The sequence below is a fragment of the Bordetella flabilis genome, from assembly GCF_001676725.1.
In the GTDB taxonomy this organism is placed as follows: domain Bacteria; phylum Pseudomonadota; class Gammaproteobacteria; order Burkholderiales; family Burkholderiaceae_B; genus Bordetella_C; species Bordetella_C flabilis.
Genome location: NZ_CP016172.1, coordinates 5731347 through 5747526 on the forward strand (window position 1 = coordinate 5731347; position 16180 = coordinate 5747526).

At 63.4% G+C, this 16180-nt stretch carries 25 protein-coding genes; 2 read left to right on the forward strand and 23 right to left on the reverse strand.

The features are described 5' to 3' along the window. Positions 1-83: 83 nt before the first annotated feature. Entirely contained in the window at positions 84-785 is a 702-nt protein-coding gene (locus tag BAU07_RS25515; protein WP_198168852.1) for a c-type cytochrome, read from the reverse strand. 216 nt (positions 786-1001) lie between these two features. Here BAU07_RS25515 and yihA point away from each other — a divergent pair, with 216 nt between their 5' ends. Together yihA and hemB are read left to right on the forward strand one after the other, a co-directional pair. Continuing rightward, positions 1002-1625: a ribosome biogenesis GTP-binding protein YihA/YsxC gene (gene yihA, locus BAU07_RS25520; protein WP_066664104.1), complete on the forward strand. Its 624-nt coding sequence runs from the start codon at positions 1002-1004 to the stop codon at positions 1623-1625. Then, positions 1622-2647, forward strand: coding sequence for a porphobilinogen synthase (gene hemB, locus BAU07_RS25525; RefSeq protein ID WP_066664106.1), 1026 nt, complete (start codon positions 1622-1624; stop codon positions 2645-2647). Before yihA ends, hemB begins: the two co-directional genes overlap by 4 nt. 84 nt (positions 2648-2731) lie before the next feature. Here the strand turns inward: hemB and BAU07_RS25530 are convergent, their stop codons facing one another. The 22 genes from BAU07_RS25530 to BAU07_RS25635 form a co-directional block, all read right to left on the reverse strand. Next, positions 2732-3034 carry a hypothetical protein gene (locus tag BAU07_RS25530; RefSeq protein ID WP_157122448.1) on the reverse strand — a complete coding sequence of 101 codons (303 nt, stop codon included), beginning with the start codon at positions 3032-3034 and terminating at the stop codon, positions 2732-2734. A 280-nt stretch (positions 3035-3314) separates the two neighbouring features. Next, entirely contained in the window at positions 3315-5396 is a 2082-nt protein-coding gene (dsbD, locus tag BAU07_RS25535) for a protein-disulfide reductase DsbD (RefSeq protein WP_084025996.1), read from the reverse strand. Between the two features lie 9 nt (positions 5397-5405). Then, complete coding sequence (gene cutA / locus BAU07_RS25540; RefSeq protein WP_066664118.1) at positions 5406-5750, reverse strand: divalent-cation tolerance protein CutA; 345 nt, start codon at positions 5748-5750, stop codon at positions 5406-5408. Positions 5751-5911: 161 nt separating this feature from the next. Continuing rightward, a complete protein-coding gene (gene rplQ, locus BAU07_RS25545) occupies positions 5912-6307 on the reverse strand; it encodes a 50S ribosomal protein L17 (RefSeq protein WP_066664120.1) in 396 nt (131 codons plus the stop codon). A 140-nt stretch (positions 6308-6447) separates the two neighbouring features. Continuing rightward, the gene (locus BAU07_RS25550; RefSeq protein ID WP_066664122.1) at positions 6448-7434 is read right to left on the reverse strand and encodes a DNA-directed RNA polymerase subunit alpha; all 987 of its coding nucleotides are present in this window, start codon (positions 7432-7434) and stop codon (positions 6448-6450) included. A gap of 234 nt (positions 7435-7668) precedes the next feature. Continuing rightward, on the reverse strand, positions 7669-8292 hold the full coding sequence (rpsD, locus tag BAU07_RS25555; RefSeq protein WP_066664123.1) for a 30S ribosomal protein S4: 624 nt from the start codon (positions 8290-8292) through the stop codon (positions 7669-7671). An 11-nt stretch (positions 8293-8303) separates the two neighbouring features. Next, positions 8304-8705, reverse strand: a complete 402-nt coding sequence (gene rpsK, locus BAU07_RS25560; protein WP_006216516.1) for a 30S ribosomal protein S11 — start codon at positions 8703-8705, stop codon at positions 8304-8306. Between the two features lie 15 nt (positions 8706-8720). After that, the gene (rpsM, locus tag BAU07_RS25565) at positions 8721-9086 is read right to left on the reverse strand and encodes a 30S ribosomal protein S13 (protein WP_066664125.1); all 366 of its coding nucleotides are present in this window, start codon (positions 9084-9086) and stop codon (positions 8721-8723) included. 40 nt (positions 9087-9126) lie between these two features. Further along, positions 9127-9240 carry a 50S ribosomal protein L36 gene (gene rpmJ / locus BAU07_RS25570; protein WP_066357345.1) on the reverse strand — a complete coding sequence of 38 codons (114 nt, stop codon included), beginning with the start codon at positions 9238-9240 and terminating at the stop codon, positions 9127-9129. Positions 9241-9273: 33 nt separating this feature from the next. Continuing rightward, the gene (gene infA / locus BAU07_RS25575; protein WP_066664128.1) at positions 9274-9492 is read right to left on the reverse strand and encodes a translation initiation factor IF-1; all 219 of its coding nucleotides are present in this window, start codon (positions 9490-9492) and stop codon (positions 9274-9276) included. A gap of 8 nt (positions 9493-9500) precedes the next feature. After that, on the reverse strand, positions 9501-10832 hold the full coding sequence (gene secY / locus BAU07_RS25580) for a preprotein translocase subunit SecY (RefSeq protein ID WP_066664130.1): 1332 nt from the start codon (positions 10830-10832) through the stop codon (positions 9501-9503). Between the two features lie 13 nt (positions 10833-10845). Then, complete coding sequence (gene rplO, locus BAU07_RS25585; protein WP_066664132.1) at positions 10846-11286, reverse strand: 50S ribosomal protein L15; 441 nt, start codon at positions 11284-11286, stop codon at positions 10846-10848. Positions 11287-11295: 9 nt separating this feature from the next. Further along, positions 11296-11481, reverse strand: coding sequence for a 50S ribosomal protein L30 (gene rpmD / locus BAU07_RS25590; protein WP_066664134.1), 186 nt, complete (start codon positions 11479-11481; stop codon positions 11296-11298). Between the two features lie 3 nt (positions 11482-11484). Further along, entirely contained in the window at positions 11485-12006 is a 522-nt protein-coding gene (gene rpsE, locus BAU07_RS25595; RefSeq protein ID WP_066664136.1) for a 30S ribosomal protein S5, read from the reverse strand. A gap of 15 nt (positions 12007-12021) precedes the next feature. Next, positions 12022-12381 carry a 50S ribosomal protein L18 gene (gene rplR, locus BAU07_RS25600; RefSeq protein ID WP_066664143.1) on the reverse strand — a complete coding sequence of 120 codons (360 nt, stop codon included), beginning with the start codon at positions 12379-12381 and terminating at the stop codon, positions 12022-12024. Positions 12382-12402: 21 nt separating this feature from the next. Then, positions 12403-12936: a 50S ribosomal protein L6 gene (gene rplF, locus BAU07_RS25605; protein ID WP_066664153.1), complete on the reverse strand. Its 534-nt coding sequence runs from the start codon at positions 12934-12936 to the stop codon at positions 12403-12405. A 10-nt stretch (positions 12937-12946) separates the two neighbouring features. Continuing rightward, positions 12947-13342 (reverse strand): 30S ribosomal protein S8, encoded by a 396-nt coding sequence (rpsH, locus tag BAU07_RS25610; RefSeq protein ID WP_066664155.1) that lies wholly within the window; start codon positions 13340-13342, stop codon positions 12947-12949. 10 nt (positions 13343-13352) lie between these two features. Continuing rightward, a complete protein-coding gene (rpsN, locus tag BAU07_RS25615; RefSeq protein ID WP_066664157.1) occupies positions 13353-13658 on the reverse strand; it encodes a 30S ribosomal protein S14 in 306 nt (101 codons plus the stop codon). Positions 13659-13669: 11 nt separating this feature from the next. Next, positions 13670-14209, reverse strand: a complete 540-nt coding sequence (gene rplE, locus BAU07_RS25620) for a 50S ribosomal protein L5 (protein WP_066664162.1) — start codon at positions 14207-14209, stop codon at positions 13670-13672. 12 nt (positions 14210-14221) lie between these two features. Next, positions 14222-14542 carry a 50S ribosomal protein L24 gene (gene rplX, locus BAU07_RS25625; RefSeq protein WP_066664165.1) on the reverse strand — a complete coding sequence of 107 codons (321 nt, stop codon included), beginning with the start codon at positions 14540-14542 and terminating at the stop codon, positions 14222-14224. Between the two features lie 10 nt (positions 14543-14552). After that, positions 14553-14930, reverse strand: a complete 378-nt coding sequence (gene rplN, locus BAU07_RS25630; RefSeq protein WP_066664168.1) for a 50S ribosomal protein L14 — start codon at positions 14928-14930, stop codon at positions 14553-14555. 408 nt (positions 14931-15338) lie between these two features. Continuing rightward, positions 15339-16094 carry an aspartyl/asparaginyl beta-hydroxylase domain-containing protein gene (locus tag BAU07_RS25635; RefSeq protein ID WP_084025997.1) on the reverse strand — a complete coding sequence of 252 codons (756 nt, stop codon included), beginning with the start codon at positions 16092-16094 and terminating at the stop codon, positions 15339-15341. Positions 16095-16180 lie beyond the last annotated feature (86 nt).

A 16180-nucleotide genomic window follows, 5' to 3' on the forward strand; every position in this document is an offset into this window, starting at 1 on the left:
GAAAAGGGGGTCGCCGATGAACCCGACGGCCCCCTTCCTTCAGACAGTGCGATCCCGGGATGGTTCGGGACCGGCGGTTTCGGTCAGCGCAAGCCCGCGGCGTAGTCCGAGACGGCCTTGATGTCGTCGGCGGTCATGCGACTGGCAATGCTGTGCATGGGTTCGCTGTTGTTGCGATACCCGTTCTGGAAGAGGACCAGTTGTTCCTGGATATACGAAGGAAACTGGCCCGACAGGCGCGGATACTGGGCCGGGATACCGGCCCCGTTGGCGGCGTGGCAGCTGGCGCAGGCGGGCACCTGGCGATCGGCCAGGCCGGCGCGCCAGATACGTTCGCCGCGTTCGACCAGCGATTTCTGCCCGGCGGTGGCGGGCTCCTTCAACTGCTGGGTGGACAGGTACAACGCGACGTTGGCCATGTCCTGCGGCGTGAGCTGCTGGACGATGGCGGTCATCGGCGTGGGGTTGCCTTCCGGTCCGCTACGAACGGGTACCTTGGCGCCTTCCTTGAGCTGGAAGTCGCTCAATTGCTTGGCAAGGTATTCGTGCGGCTGGGCAGCGATATTCGGATTGGCGGGGATGGTGCTATTGCCGCCCGCCCCATGACAGCTGACACAGGCCAGGACGCCGCGCGAGGGATCGCCATTGGTGTAGAGCTGTTCGCCCTTGGCCGCGTCCGGCTTGGCCGCGGGCGCCGTTGCATCGGCCGCGAAACTGGGGAAAACGGCGGTCGTACCCAGCATCAACCCGCCTACTACCAACATCCGGGACAGCACACGCTTCATGAAAACCTCGACGTTCGCAGCATCGATACACGGCGCTCGATGCGCGCCGCTTATGATTTGCCTATGTTTTCCATTCGCCTGCCACCTGTCGGTGTTCCGCGGTGTTTTCCGAGATTGGTGATGCGACGCGGCGTGCTACACCGAGGGGGCTGGCGCCCACCCTTGCAAACGCCGGATTATACAATAGGGCCCACAGCCCTCCTTGACCCCTCTCCCGTGTCCCTCCTTCATCGCGCCTCCTTCTTCGTTTCGGCAGCCCGCATAGACCAGCTGCCCGCCCCCGGTGCGCCGGAAGTCTGTTTCGTGGGCCGGTCCAACTCGGGCAAGTCCACCGCCATCAATGTCCTGACCAACCAGCGCCGGCTGGCCTTCTCCAGCAAGACGCCGGGACGCACGCGGCTGATCAATATGTTCGGCCTGCCGGACCCTTATGATCCCGAGCGGCCCATGGGCTTCCTGGTGGACCTGCCGGGCTACGGCTACGCGGCCATCAGCCACGACGAGCGCGACAAATGGGCGGAGCTGCTGGGCGGCTACCTGGCCACACGCACGTCGCTGGTCGGCGTCGTGCTGCTGGTGGACATCCGGCGCGGCGTGACGGACCTCGATCGCCGGCTCGTGGACTTCATCGCTCCCACCGGCCGGCCGGTGCTGGCCTTGCTGACCAAGGCCGACAAGCTGCCCTACGGACAGCGCATGCGGGCGGTATTCGCGGTCAAGAAAGAATTGGCGGACATCGGCGCGCTGCATACTGTGCCCTTCTCGGCGCCCAACCGCATCGGCCTGGAAGAGGCCGGCGAGCATATCGAAAACTGGATCTCACCCAAGGTAGTCCCATGAACCCTTACATCGTATCCGCCGGTTTTCCCGCTTCCCGTCCGCGTCGCCTGCGCCGTGACGATTTCACGCGCCGCCTGGTGCGGGAGAACACGCTGACGGCCAACGATCTCATTTATCCGGTCTTCGTCGCCGAAGGCAAGGGCCTGCGCCAGCCGGTTTCGTCGCTGCCCGGCGTGGTGCGCTATTCGCTGGATACGCTGCTGCCGGTGGCGGAAAGCTGTGTCAGCCTGGGAATCCCCGTGATGGCGCTGTTTCCCGTTATCGATGCCGCGCTGAAAACGCCCGACGGTATCGAGGCGACCAACCCGGACGGCCTGATCCCGCGCGTGGTGACGGAGCTCAAGAAACGCTTTCCGGAGCTGGGCATCCTGACCGACGTGGCCCTGGATCCGTACACCAGCCATGGACAGGACGGGCTCATCGACGAGTCCGGCTATGTGCTGAATGAACCGACGGTGGAGATCCTTACCAAGCAGGCCCTGGTGCAATCGCACGCCGGCGTCGATATCGTCGCGCCGAGCGACATGATGGATGGCCGTATCGGCGCCATCCGCCAGGGCCTGGAAGACGCCCAGCACATCCATACGCGCATCATGGCGTACTCGGCCAAGTACGCCAGCGCCTTCTACGGCCCGTTCCGCGACGCGGTCGGCTCGGCATCCAACCTGGGCAAGTCGAACAAGGCCGCGTACCAGATGGATCCGGGCAACATCGACGAGGCGCTGCGCGAAGTCGCCGCCGACCTGAACGAAGGCGCCGACATGGTGATGGTCAAGCCCGGCATGCCCTATCTGGACGTCCTGCGGCGGGTCAAGGACGCTTTCCGCGTACCGACCTTCGCCTACCAGGTCAGCGGCGAATACGCCATGCTGAAGGCCGCCGCGGCCAATGGATGGCTGGACCACGACAAGGTGATGATGGAATCGCTGCTGGGCTTCAAGCGCGCCGGCGCGGACGGCGTGCTGACCTATTTCGCCATCGAGGCGGCACAGTTGCTCAAGGGGCAGGAGCAGAAGGGCTAGCGTCCGGGGGGCCGGCTTCTTCGAGGCTACCGTTTCCCGCGCTGGTTTCGGGGGGCTGGCCGTGGATCGCTGGCGGGCCTGCTGCTAGCGCCAGCAGCTTGTCCATATCGACGCGCCTTTGCGCCCGCGCAGTTTACGGTCCACTTCGATAAGGCGCTTGGTGAAGTCCTCGGCGTCTTTCCTCAACGCGGGATTGGGGCTTGCCAGCATCCTCGGCTCGACCCTCCGGAGATACTCCCAGGCCTGGTCGCGTGCGCGATCCGCTTTTTCCTTGAGGCCGGGCCTGTGGGCAAGGCGGGGATCCGCCGCCTTGTCGGCAAGATCGCCGGCAATGTAGATGAGACCCGCCACATGGTCCCGCAAGGTTTCGGGCGGCGCGGTCGGCAAGGGCGGCCGCCCCGGAAACGCCGTGCGGTCATACTCGCTCCGGCCCGCCACGGGATGTACGGTGTTGCGAGTCAGGTCGAAAGCGACCCGGTGGGAAGTGGGCGTGCTGACTCGGCGCAAAAGGGCTCCTGGATGCGGTGTGGCTGTGTGCGTCTCGCTGTCCGTATGCGACCGATGGCCGGCACATCATTCGAACCTCGAAAGCCCCGCAAGATAGCGAGCCCGTCTTGCCGCCGCTACCAGAAAAGCCTCATGCGCGAGCCATGCCCGCACGGCAACGCTATTTCGGCCCACCGTCTCCGGCCGGGGAAGCGCGCGCGACCCGATCCAGCGATTCGACGAACCGCCCTGCGTCCTGGAAACCGATCACGCGGATATCGCTCAGCTCGCGGCCTCCGGCACTGAAGAACATGATGCCGGGCGGCCCGAAAAGACGGAACCGCTTCAGCAGCGCGCGATCGTCGGCGTTATTCGCCGTCACGTCGGCACGCAACAGCAGCATGCCGGACATGCGTGCCGCCACTGCCGGATCGGTGAAGGTGAACTGCTCCATCTCGCGGCAGGACACGCACCAGTCCGCATAGAAATCCAGCAGAACCGGGCGGTCGGCATTGGCCAGCATGGCATCCAGCTCGGCCACCGATCGCACCGGCGCGAAGGCAAGGCCGTGGGCCGTCGCCGCCGGGATATCGCCACGCGCGCCCGCCAGCGCCGGTCCCGCACCGGCGCTGGCGGGTAGCCCGCTGGCACCCGCCACGACGTAGCGTGCGTCGCCTTGCGCCAGGTGCGACAGCGGCCGCCATACGTCGCGGCCACCGCTGGCGGCGCCCACCACCCAGATGACTGCGACCAGGGCCAGCAGCAGCCCCAGGCCCTTGGCGAACATTCTTCCCGCCCCGCCCCCGGCCGGCAGCGCTTCGAAGGCGCGCAACATCACCGCGCCGACAATGGCAAGAAAGCCCCAACCCACCATCTGGACCCAGACGGGCAGCAAGGGGATCAACATCCACCATGCAGTGCCCAGCAGCAACATGCCGAACAGCCGCTTGACCCCATCCATCCACGCCCCTGCCCGCGGCAGCACGCTGCCCGCCGACGCCCCAACCACCAGCAGGGGAACGCCCATGCCCCACGCCATCACAAACAACGCCACGGCGCCCAGCATCACATCGCCCGTCTGCGAGATATACAGCAACGCCCCGGCCAGCGGCGCCGCCACGCACGGCCCGACGATCAGCGCGGACACCGCCCCCATCAGGAACGCCCCCGTGGCCCGGCCGCCCGGAATACGCCCCGCCCGCGCCGACAGGCCGCTCTGCAGCCAGGCCGGCGCCTGGAAGGTATACACGTCGAACATCGCCAGCGACAGCGCGGCCAGCAGGGCCGCGAACAGCATCAGTATCCAGGGCGTCTGCAGCCACGCAGCCAGGCCGGCGCCGCTCAACCCGGCGGCCACGCCAAGCGCCGTGTAGATGATCGACATGCCCAGCACATACGCGGCCGCCAGGCCCAGGCCACGGCGCCGCGACGGTCCACCATGCGCGTGGCCTCCAACGACCAGCGACGACAGGATGGGAATCATGGGCAGGACGCAAGGCGTCAGGGACAGCAACACGCCCAGCACCAGGAATACCGCCGCGGTCTTCAGCAAGCCCATCCCGGCGATGGCCCCCGCCAGGCCCACATCGTCGCTGCGCGCCAGGGCGGCGAGGCCGCCGGACGTGGTAGCGCCCGGCGCTGCGCTGGCCGAGCCGGGCCCGGCGGACGAGGCAAGAGCCGCACTGCCGCTGGCCGACGTCAGCCCAAGACCGGTGCCGCTCGACGGTGCGGCGGAGAAGCCGCCCGGCTGCGTTCCGGCGATCTGGTAGCCCCCCGCCACCGCGCGCAGCGCCACCGTGTGAGTCATGGGCGGATAGCACACGCCCTTGTCGGCGCAGCCCTGGCCCGTCACCGCGAGGGTGAAGGTCCCGGCGCCCGGGCCCAAGGGCAGTTGTATCGAAAGGGGACGGTGATAGACCTCCATATTTTTTTCGAAGGTCGGGTCGTACTTCACCTCGCCTGGCGGGAAGACCGCCTCGCCGAGCGTCACCGCGCCCTCGGGCTGCACGGCGAAGGCGAACCGCTCCCGATACATGTAATAGCCCCGCGCCACCTGGTAGTCGATGCGGAGGGTATTTGGCGACGCCATCGTGGCCGAAAAAACAAAAGCCTGCTCCGGCGGCAGGAAGTCGTCGGCGGCGCGCGCGGCCTGCAAGGGCATGGCCAGGCTTGCCAGCATCAGCCAGAGCCATAGCATAAGCCGCGTCCGCGTCCGTGAGCGGACGGCGCATCCGTGACTAGCCCTGGTCAACGCAAACCGCATGGGTACCCCTCAATGGCCGGTCTCGCGCAAGGCAGTTTGCTCACGCACCCAGTCGCGATACGGCTGGGCGGCGCCGATTATCGGCACCGCGATGATCTCCGGTACTTCATAAGGATGAAGGCGGGTGATCGCCTCCATCAACGCGTCCATGCGCGCCGCCGTGGTCTTGAACCACATGGGCACCTCTTCCGCGCCTTCAACCTCGCCCTTCCAGGTGTAGATAGACAGCATCGGCGCACCGAGGTTCACGCACGCGGCAAGCCCGTCCTCGACCACCACGTGCGCAATGCGCTTGGCCAACAGAAGATCGGGTGCATTGCTGATCACCAGCACTATATCGTCGTCGGACATCACACTCTCCTGTTCACTGGGGCCGGCCGGCGCCGGTCATGGCCACGACTGCATTTTATCGGCTGGCGCGGCCCGGCCGCCGCGGCGTGGCATGACGTGGCGCGCCGCAAAAACAAAAGGCGAGCCGCCAGGCTCGCCCTTTGTCGTGCAGACACCAGCCGGTTTTACTCGGCGGAGCCTTCCGCTTCCGTTTCCGCGACTTCGGGACGGTCCACCAGCTCCATGAAGGCCATGGGAGCGTTGTCGCCCTGACGGAAACCCATCTTCAGCACACGGGTGTAGCCGCCGTTGCGGGCAGCGTAGCGCGGGCCGATTTCGGCAAACAGCTTGACCACGGCGTCGCGATCGCGCAGACGGGCGAATGCCAGCCGCTTGTTCGCCAGCGTGGGCTCTTTGCCCAGCGTGATCAGGGGCTCGATGACGCGGCGCAGTTCTTTCGCCTTGGGCAGCGTGGTCTTGATTGCTTCGTGAGTGATCAGCGAAACAGCCATGTTGCGGAACATGGCAAGACGGTGGCTGCTGGTGCGGTTGAGCTTGCGCAAACCATTACCGTGACGCATAACGACTTCCTTTTTGAATCTAAAGACGGCCTTGCGGCTGCCGGGTTATCCGGATCTTCTATCGGCATGCAGGCATGTCGCGGTCCGGTGCGGGAAGCAGGACCGCCCTTGCGGTCCCGCCTGTACGAAACAACAAACGATCAGGGACGTTCCAGGCCCAGGGGCGGCCAGCTCTCCAGCTTCATGCCGAGCGTCAGGCCGCGCGCCGCCAGGACTTCCTTGATTTCGTTCAAGGACTTGCGGCCCAGGTTGGGCGTCTTCAGCAATTCGTTCTCGGTACGCTGGATCAGGTCGCCGATATAGTAGATGTTTTCGGCCTTCAGGCAGTTGGCCGAACGCACCGTCAGCTCCAGGTCGTCCACCGGACGCAGCAGCACCGGGTCGATCTGCGGCGTGCCGCGGACCGGGGCTTCGTACGAATCGCCCGCACCTTCCAGCGCGGCGAACACGGAGATCTGGTCCATCAGGATGCGCGCGGCTTGCCGCACGGCTTCCTCGGGCGAGATCACGCCGTTGGTCTCGATGTCCAGCACCAGCTTGTCCAGGTCGGTGCGCTGTTCAACACGCGCGCTTTCCACGGCATAGCTGACGCGGCGCACGGGGCTGAAGGACGCGTCCAGGACGATGCGGCCGATGGTATGCGTGCGGTCTTCCGACAGCGCGCGCACATTGCCCGGCACATAGCCGCGCCCCTTCTCGACCTTGATCTGCATCTCGATCTTGCCGGCTTCCGTCAGGTTGCACAGCGTGTGATTCGGATTGATGATCTCGACGTCGTGGGGCAGTTCGATATCGCTGGCCAGCACCGCGCCTTCGCCCTGCTTGCGCAGCACCAGGGTGACTTCATCGCGATTGTGCAGCTTGAAGACCACACCTTTCAGGTTCAGCAGGATGTCGACGACATCCTCGCGCACGCCCGGAATGGTGGAGTATTCGTGGACCACACCGGTCATCTGTACTTCGGTCGGCGCATACCCCGTCATGGACGAGAGCAGGATGCGGCGCAGGGCGTTGCCCAGCGTATGGCCGTAACCGCGCTCGAAGGGCTCCATGACGATCTTCGCATGGTGGGTCCCAACGGGCTCGACTTCGATGGAGCGCGGTTTCAGAAAACCTTGAGTGGACATTGCCTTGTTTCCTTTTCAATACCCTCGGCTCGTTACACCGATAAGGCTGATGGAAGTGGATATGGAATATGGCGGTTCTTCCGCAGGACTTGCCCCACGAAAAGCACCACTTTCAAAAACCCGTAGACCCGCAGCGTCCGGAAGGACGTTTGCGGGTCGATCGAACGGGCAATACGGACGAACGCGGGAATGCGCGTCGCGCCGGCAGCGCTGCGTCGCCGCAGCGCGACCTTATCAGCGCGAGTACAGTTCCACGACCATCGATTCGTTGATGTCGCGAGCGACGTCGGCGCGATCGGGGGCCTGCTTGAAGACACCGGCCATCTTGCTGGTGTCGACTTCGACCCACTGCGGCAGGCCGATGCTGGTCGCCAGATCCAGCGATTCGCGGATACGGCCTTGCTTCTTGGCCTTCTCGCGAACCGTGATGACGTCGCCGGCCTTGACCAGCATCGAAGCGATGTCGGCGGTATGGCCGTTCAGCTCGATGGCGCGGTGGCTGACGAGCTGGCGCGCTTCGGCACGCGTGGAGCCGAAGCCCATGCGATACACCACGTTGTCCAGGCGCGATTCCAGCAGCTGGATCAGCTTTTCGCCGGTGTTGCCACGCAGGCGGTCGGCTTCCTGGAAGTACTTGCGGAACTGCTTTTCCAGCACGCCGTACATACGCTTGAGTTTCTGCTTCTCACGCAGCTGCAGACCGTAGTCGGACGTGCGAGCGCCCGAGGTACGGCCATGCTGGCCGGGCTTGGAGTCCAGCTTGCACTTGGAATCCAGCGAACGGCGAGCGCTCTTCAGAAACAGGTCGGTGCCCTCGCGCCGCGAGAGCTTGCATTTGGGTCCAATATAACGTGCCACGAGGATTCCCCTTAAATACGACGACGCTTGGGCGGACGGCAGCCGTTGTGCGGAACGGGCGTGATATCGGCAATGCTCGAAATCTTGATGCCCAACGCATTCAACGCACGCACCGACGACTCACGGCCGGGGCCGGGTCCCTTGATGCGCACTTCCAGGGTCTTGATGCCGTATTCCAGCGCGACGCGGCCGGCCGTTTCGGCGGCAACCTGAGCCGCGAACGGAGTCGACTTGCGCGAACCCTTGAAGCCCGCACCACCCGAGGTCGCCCAGGACAAGGCGTTGCCCTGGCGATCGGTAATGGTGATGATGGTGTTGTTGAAGGACGCGTGGACGTGCGCGATGCCGTCCGAAACGTTCTTCTTTACCTTTTTGCGCACGCGTGAGGCGCCGCTGGTGGAAGCTTTCGCCATAATCCTGTTCCTCGATTATTTCTTCAGGGACGCCGCAGCACGACGCGGACCCTTGCGGGTACGGGCGTTGGTGCGGGTGCGCTGGCCGCGCACGGGCAAACCGCGCTTATGACGCATGCCACGATAGGTTCCCAGGTCGATCAAGCGCTTGATCGACAGTTGAACCTCGCGACGCAGATCACCTTCGACGGTGAACACACCGACGTGTTCGCGGATACGCTCCAGCTCGGCGTCGGTGAGATCCTTGACCTTTTTGGACAGCGGCACATTAGCAGCTTCGCAAATCTTGCGGGCGCGCGTACGACCGATACCAAAAATGGCGGTCAGGCCGATCTCGGCGTGCTGATGCGGCGGGATATTAATGCCAGCAATACGGGCCATGACTATTCCTTGAATAAATCTGTTGCGTTATGGCTGGCGCTCAGCCCTGACGCTGCTTGTGCCGCGGGTCGGTGCAGATGACCCGCACCACGCCGTGGCGTTTGATGATTTTGCAGTTGCGGCAGATCCGCTTAACCGATGCCAATACTTTCATGGGTGACTCCCTGTTATTCCGTAAACCGCCCGCTTACTTCGCGCGGAAGACGATCCTGGCTCGCGACAGATCATAGGGCGTGAGCTCCACTGTGACCTTGTCGCCCGGCAGGATCCGGATGTAATGCATGCGCATCTTGCCGGATATATGGCCAAGAACCATGTGGCCATTTTCGAGCTTGACGCGAAACGTCGCGTTGGGCAGGTTCTCCACAACCTCGCCTTGCATCTGTATGACGTCGTCCTTTGACATTCTCTTCGCTAACGCATCGGCAGGTTCGAGTTCGAGCCCTTGAAGTTCGCCTTCTTGAGCAGTGAATCGTACTGGTGGGACATCATGTAGGCCTGGACCTGAGCCATGAAGTCCATTGTCACCACGACAATAATCAACAGCGACGTACCGCCGAAATAGAACGGCACGTTCCAACGCATGACCAGAAACTCGGGGAACAGGCACACCAGCGTGATGTACAACGCTCCCGCCAGCGTCAGGCGCATCAATATCTTGTCGATATAGCGTGCGGTCTGCTCGCCGGGGCGGATGCCTGGAACGAAGGCACCGCTCTTCTTCAGGTTGTCTGCAGTTTCGCGGCTGTTGAACACCAGGGCCGTATAGAAAAAGCAGAAGAAAATGATCGCGGCCGAATACAAGGTGATGTACAGCGGCTGGCGCGGCGACAGCGCCGCGGCCAGGTCACCCAGCCAGCGCATGTGCTCGCTGCTGGAGAACCAGCTGGTGATCGTCGCCGGGAACAGGATGATCGACGAAGCGAAGATGGGCGGAATCACGCCGGCCATGTTCAGCTTGAGCGGCAGATGCGAGCTCTGGCCGCCGTAGACCTTGTTCCCCACCTGGCGCTTGGCGTAGTTCACCGTGATCTTGCGCTGACCGCGCTCGACAAACACGACGAACGCCGTCACCACCACCACCAGGGCCACGATGAACAGGGCCGACAGCACCGACATCGAGTTCGTCCGCACCAGGTCCAGCAAGCCCGCCAACGCCGAGGGCAGCCCCGCCACGATACCGGCGAAGATCAGGATGGAAATACCATTGCCCAATCCCCGTTCGGTGATCTGCTCGCCCAGCCACATGATGAACATGGTGCCGGTCAACAGCGTCACGACCGTGGTGAAACGGAACAACATGCCGGGGTCCGTCACCAGGCCCGGCTGCGATTCCAGCGCCACCGAAATACCCACCGCCTGCACCAGCGCCAGCACGACCGTGCCGTAGCGCGTGTACTGCGTGATCTTGCGGCGGCCGGCCTCGCCTTCCTTCTTCAGCGCTTCGAGCGATGGAACGACCACCGACATCAGCTGCATGATGATGGATGCCGAGATGTACGGCATGATCCCGAGGGCGAAGATGGAGAAACGCGACAGCGCTCCGCCCGAGAACATGTTGAACAGGCCCAGGATCCCGCCCTGATTCTGTTGGAACAGATCAGCAAGCGCGTCCGGATTGATGCCCGGAACGGGAATATGGGTGCCCAGGCGGTACACCACCAGGGCGAGCACGAGGAACACGAAACGGCGCTTCAGATCGCCGTATCGCGTGCCGGTCTTGCCCAGTGCCTGTGCGTTAGCCAATCTTCACCTCACGTCAAGCGAGCGAGCCGCCCGCGGCTTCGATGGCGGCGCGAGCGCCCGCCGTCGCGGTAATGCCTTTGAGCACCACCTTGCGCGACAGTTCACCAGACTTGATGACCTTGGCGTAACGAACCTGCTGGCCGACCACGCCGGCCTGCTTGAGCACTTGCACGTCGATTTCGTCGACCGGGACCTTCTGCAGGTCGGACAGGCGGACTTCCGCATACAGGTGCTGGCCGAGCGGGGTGAACCCACGCTTGGGCAGGCGACGCTGCAGCGGCATCTGACCGCCTTCGAAACCGACCTTGTGGAAGCCGCCCGAACGCGATTTCTGGCCCTTGTGACCGCGACCGGCGGTCTTGCCCAGGCCCGAGCCGATGCCGCGGCCGACACGGCGCTTGGCATGCTTGGCGCCTTCGGCGGGCTTCAGCGAGTTGAGTTGAATATCCGACATCGCGATTCCTTAGACTTCCGTGACGGTGACGAGATAATCCACTTTACGGATCATGCCGCGCACCTCGGGCGTATCCTGCAGGATGCTCGTGCTGTTGATACGACGCAGGCCCAGGCCGCGCACGGTGTCGCGGTGGGATTGCTTGGTACCAATGACCGAGCGCACCAGGGTGACTTTGATCTGCTTCTGAGCCATGATTTACCCCAAGATCTCTTCGACGGTCTTGCCACGCTTGGCGGCAACTTCCGACGGGGTCATGGAGGCGCGCAGGCCGTTCAGCGTGGCGCGAACCATGTTGTACGGATTGCTCGAGCCCAGGCTCTTCGCAACCACGTTGCGAACGCCCATCACCTCGAAAATGGCGCGCATCGGGCCGCCAGCGATCACGCCGGTACCTTCAGGAGCGGGCGAGATCATCACGGTGGAGGCGCCATGCTTGCCCACCACGGTGTGATACAGCGTGCCGTTCTTCAGGGCAACCTTGAACAGGCCGCGGCGGGCCTGTTCCATCGCCTTCTGCACCGACACCGGCACTTCACGCGCCTTGCCCTTGCCCATGCCGATACGGCCATCGCCGTCACCGACCACGGTCAAGGCGGCAAAGCTCATGGTGCGACCACCCTTTACCACCTTGCTGACGCGGTTTACCGCGATCATTTTTTCGCGCAGGCCGTCGTCGTTCTCTTTTTCCACGGCGCCTTTGCCTTGTGGTTTAGCCATTTGACTGATCCTCGCTTAGAACTTGAGGCCGGCTTCACGCGCGGCATCGGCCAGCGCCTTCACGCGGCCATGGTAACGGAAGCCCGAGCGATCGAAGGCGACCAGTTCGATACCGGCGGCCTTGGCCTTTTCAGCCACGCGCTTGCCGACGATTTCCGCGGCAGCTTTGTTGCCGCCCGATTGGCCGGCCAGCTGCGTACGCACTTCGGGCTCGACGGTGGAAGCGCTGACCAGCACGCGATCGCCTTCCGGCGAAATGATGTTCGCGTAGATGTGCAGGTTCGAGCGGAAGACCGACAGGCGATGAACGCGCAGTTCGTTGATCTTCCGGCGGGTGGGAACCGCACGACGCAAACGGGATGTTTTCTTGTCCATGATTCGTCCTTGCGTCCGCCGTTACTTCTTCTTGGTTTCTTTGATGACGACGCGTTCGTCCGCATAGCGCACGCCCTTGCCCTTGTAGGGTTCGGGTTTGCGGTAGGCGCGGATTTCGGCCGCCTCTTGACCAACAACCTGCTTGCTGGCGCCACGGATGATGATTTCCGTCTGGGTCGGGCATTCCGCCTTGATCCCGGGGCGCAGCTTGTGCTTAAGGTCGTGGGAGAAACCAAGTTGAAGGTTGACGACGTCGCCTTGCACCTGGGCGCGGTAACCCACGCCCACCAGGTTCAGCTTGCGTTCGAAACCCTTGCTGACGCCCGTCACCATGTTGGCGACCAGCGCGCGCACGGTGCCCGACATGGCGTTCGCATGACGGCTTTCGTTCGCGGCGACAAACGTGAGTTTGCCTTCGTCGAGCTTGACCGTGACGTCGCCCGTCAGCGCCTGGCTCAGCGTACCGAGCGGGCCCTTCACGGTGATCTGGTCTTCGGCCAGGGTCACTTCGACATTCTTCGGCACTTCGACCGGGTATTTGGCAATACGTGACATTCGACTCTCCTTAGGCCACGTAGCACAGGACTTCGCCGCCCACGCCGGTGGCGCGAGCCTTGCGGTCGGTCATCACGCCGCGCGAAGTCGACACGATGGCCACGCCCAGGCCATTCATGACCTCGGGGATGCTGGTACGGCCCTTGTAGATCCGCAGACCGGGGCGCGAGACGCGTTCGATGCGCTCGATGACCGGACGGCCCGCGTAGTACTTCAGGGAGATCTCGAGCTCAGGCTTGGCCTGGCTGCCCTTGATCTCGAAGCCATCGATGTAGCCCTCGTCCTTCAGCACGGAGGCAATGGCCGCCTTCAGCTTCGAGGACGGCATGGTCACCGTGACTTTGTCAACTTGCTGCGCATTCCGGATGCGGGTCAGCATATCGGCGATCGGATCGCTCATGCTCATATTCGTTCTCCTACCAGCTGGCCTTGGTGATGCCGGGGATTTCACCCTTCATCGCCATTTCGCGAAGTTTGTGGCGCGTCAGGCCGAACTTGCTGAACACGCCACGCGCACGTCCCGTGACCGCGCAGCGATTGCGCTGGCGGGTGGGATTGGCGTTGCGCGGCAGCTGTTGCAGCTTGAGCCGAGCTTGGTAACGTTCTTCGTCGGTCTTCGACTGATCGTCGATGATCGCCTTCAGTGCGACGCGCTTCGCAGCATATTTGTCAGCCAGCTTGGCGCGCTTGATGTCGCGATTGATGAGTGAGAGTTTGGCCACGTCATCGTCCCTTAATTACGAAACGGGAAGCTGAAGGCGGTCAACAGCGCCTTGGCTTCTTCGTCGGTCTTGGCAGTGGTCGTGATGCTGATGTTCAGCCCACGCAGCGCGTCGATCTTGTCGTACTCGATTTCGGGGAAAATGATCTGCTCTTTCACCCCGATGTTGTAGTTGCCGCGGCCATCGAAGGCGCGACCCGACACCCCGCGGAAGTCACGCACGCGGGGGAAGGCCACCGCCACGAGACGATCCAGGAATTCGTACATCTTGACGCCGCGCAGCGTGACCATGCAGCCGATCGGATAGTTCTCGCGGATCTTGAAACCGGCGATAGCCTTGCGCGTCTTGGTGATCACGGGCTTCTGGCCAGCGATCTTGGTCAGATCCGACACGGCATGCTCGATGACCTTTTTGTCGGCCACGGCTTCGGACACGCCCATATTCAGCGTGATCTTCGTGATCCGCGGCACTTCCATCGGGCTCTTGTACCCGAACTGGGTCTTCAGATCGCCGACGATCTTGTTGCGGTAGATGTCTTGCAAACGACTCATGTCCTTCGCTCCTTACGCCTTGGCGCCGACTTCGGCACCATTGGAACGGAAGACGCGAACCTTGCGGCCGTCGGCTTCCTTGACGCCCACGCGGTCGCCCTTGCCCGTTGCCGGGTTGAACAGCGCGACGTTCGAGATGTGGATGGGCATCGTCTTTTCGACGATGCCGCCGGGATTGTTCGCCATGGGGTTCGGCTTGGTGTGCTTCTTGACGACGTTCACGCCTTCAACGAGCACATAGTCGGCGCTCACGACCTGCAGCACCGTGCCGCGACGCTTCCTGTCGCGACCGGTCAGGACGATGACTTCGTCACCTTTGCGGATGTTGTTCATCGAGGGCTCCTTACAGCGTTTCGGGCGCCAGCGACACGATCTTCATGAACTGCTCGGTACGCAGTTCGCGCGTCACGGGTCCGAAGATGCGGGTACCGATCGGTTCAAGCTTGGCATTCAGCAGAACGGCGGCATTTCCGTTTTTGCCAGGAAAACGGATGAGCGAGCCGTCCGGGCGGCGTACGCCGCTGGCGGTACGCACCACCACGGCGTTGTAGATTTCGCCCTTCTTGACGCGTCCGCGCGGCGCGGCGTCCAGGACGCTGACTTTGATGATGTCGCCGATGCCGGCATAACGGCGCTTGGAACCGCCGAGCACCTTGATGCACCGCACTCGGCGCGCACCGGTGTTGTCGGCCACGTCCAGCGTGGTCTGCATTTGGATCATGATTTTTCCTGTTCCAACTTAACGGAAAGCTTGGTACCGACCCCTGCGGGTTGCCGCGATGGGGGCAAGCGGTACTGCCCTTTCCGTCAGTTTTGGTCCCGTAAGGGTTTGATACCCCGGTCTGCCTAGTGAACCGACCCGACCGAACCGCCTGCCGCGGCCGCCCGAATCTGGATCGCACTGCGCGAACCAGGGTTGATATCCTGCGGATTCTTCCCACCGATTCCCATTCGCCGAACACCCGCACTACCTTGCACACCCCCGCACTCGATGCGGAAAGCTGCACGATGGACTGACGCGTACACCACTACTCTGAAGTACGGTCGCAATCCGGGCGATTCGCCAAAGAGATTCTTTGGGAAAGCTGGCTATTCTATCGCCTTGGGGCAACCCGCGCAAGGGGAAACTTCAATCGGCCCCGTAGTAGCCTTTTTCCCACATATCGTGGTTTGCCTTGGAGCGCCGGATCTCCGGCGTCAGCGGCGCCAGCGCGAGGATCAGGCGGTTGATCCAGCGCATGGGCGCCCTGCAGGGGCGCTCGAAGTCAATGAAGAGCACCGCGCGCAGCTGGTCGGTATCGTTGTGGACCTGGTGCGGGTACAGGTCGTCGAAGACGACTGCCTTGCCTTCTTCCCAGACGTGGCGCCGGCCGTCCACCTCGATCCAGCAACGCTCCCGTTCCCGCGGCACGACCAGCGCCAGGTGAAGGCGCAGCACGCCGTTATAGGGGCCGCGGTGCATCGGTATGCGCTTGCCGGGCTCCAGGATGGAAAAGAAGGCGGTGCGCAGCCCCGGGATGCCGCCTATGGCGCGTGCCGTGGCGGGGCAGCGGGCCAGGTTGCGTTCCGAGCGCATGCCATAACCCATGAATACGAAGGTTTTCCACTGGCTGTCACGCGTGATCGTGCCCACGTCGGGGGACAGCTCATGGAAGGCGGGCAGCTTTTCCCGCTCGCGCAGGACCTCGTCCAGCTCGGCGCGGATGGCGTCCGCCTGGGCTTCCAGGGCCGGGACCCAGGGAAACGCCGCGTTATCGAAGATGGGACGGTCCCCGACCAGCGAGGCCCGCGCGATGCCGTTGCGCAAGGCGTCGATGGCGCCGAAAAAGATACGCGAAAACAGAGTCTGGTCGGTTTTCAGCGGGAGGGAGTCGAGGGGTTGCAATTTCGTCGCGGGTATCGGATCGATCGATGGAGCTGCCTTGCATGCCCGGTATTGACTGCCGCCACCCGGCAAGGTTCCAGGCCCGG

Bases quoted from the DNA above. Each gene is read 5' to 3' on its own strand.
- rpsE (WP_066664136.1), bottom strand. From the start codon at position 12,006: ATGGCTAAACCACAAGGCAAAGGCGCCGTGGAAAAAGAGAACGACGAC.
- rplE (WP_066664162.1), bottom strand. From the start codon at position 14,209: ATGAGTCGTTTGCAAGACATCTACCGCAACAAGATCGTCGGCGATCTG.
- BAU07_RS25550 (WP_066664122.1), bottom strand. From the start codon at position 7,434: ATGTCCACTCAAGGTTTTCTGAAACCGCGCTCCATCGAAGTCGAGCCC.
- infA (WP_066664128.1), bottom strand. From the start codon at position 9,492: ATGTCAAAGGACGACGTCATACAGATGCAAGGCGAGGTTGTGGAGAAC.
- dsbD (WP_084025996.1), bottom strand. From the start codon at position 5,396: ATGCGGTTTGCGTTGACCAGGGCTAGTCACGGATGCGCCGTCCGCTCA.
- rpmJ (WP_066357345.1), bottom strand. From the start codon at position 9,240: ATGAAAGTATTGGCATCGGTTAAGCGGATCTGCCGCAACTGCAAAATC.
- BAU07_RS25515 (WP_198168852.1), bottom strand. From the start codon at position 785: ATGAAGCGTGTGCTGTCCCGGATGTTGGTAGTAGGCGGGTTGATGCTG.
- rplQ (WP_066664120.1), bottom strand. From the start codon at position 6,307: ATGCGTCACGGTAATGGTTTGCGCAAGCTCAACCGCACCAGCAGCCAC.
- rplN (WP_066664168.1), bottom strand. From the start codon at position 14,930: ATGATCCAAATGCAGACCACGCTGGACGTGGCCGACAACACCGGTGCG.
- rplR (WP_066664143.1), bottom strand. From the start codon at position 12,381: ATGGACAAGAAAACATCCCGTTTGCGTCGTGCGGTTCCCACCCGCCGG.
- rpsH (WP_066664155.1), bottom strand. From the start codon at position 13,342: ATGAGCATGAGCGATCCGATCGCCGATATGCTGACCCGCATCCGGAAT.
- rpmD (WP_066664134.1), bottom strand. From the start codon at position 11,481: ATGGCTCAGAAGCAGATCAAAGTCACCCTGGTGCGCTCGGTCATTGGT.
- rpsM (WP_066664125.1), bottom strand. From the start codon at position 9,086: ATGGCCCGTATTGCTGGCATTAATATCCCGCCGCATCAGCACGCCGAG.
- rpsK (WP_006216516.1), bottom strand. From the start codon at position 8,705: ATGGCGAAAGCTTCCACCAGCGGCGCCTCACGCGTGCGCAAAAAGGTA.
- rplX (WP_066664165.1), bottom strand. From the start codon at position 14,542: ATGAACAACATCCGCAAAGGTGACGAAGTCATCGTCCTGACCGGTCGC.
- rplF (WP_066664153.1), bottom strand. From the start codon at position 12,936: ATGTCACGTATTGCCAAATACCCGGTCGAAGTGCCGAAGAATGTCGAA.
- hemB (WP_066664106.1), top strand. From the start codon at position 1,622: ATGAACCCTTACATCGTATCCGCCGGTTTTCCCGCTTCCCGTCCGCGT.
- rplO (WP_066664132.1), bottom strand. From the start codon at position 11,286: ATGTCGGATATTCAACTCAACTCGCTGAAGCCCGCCGAAGGCGCCAAG.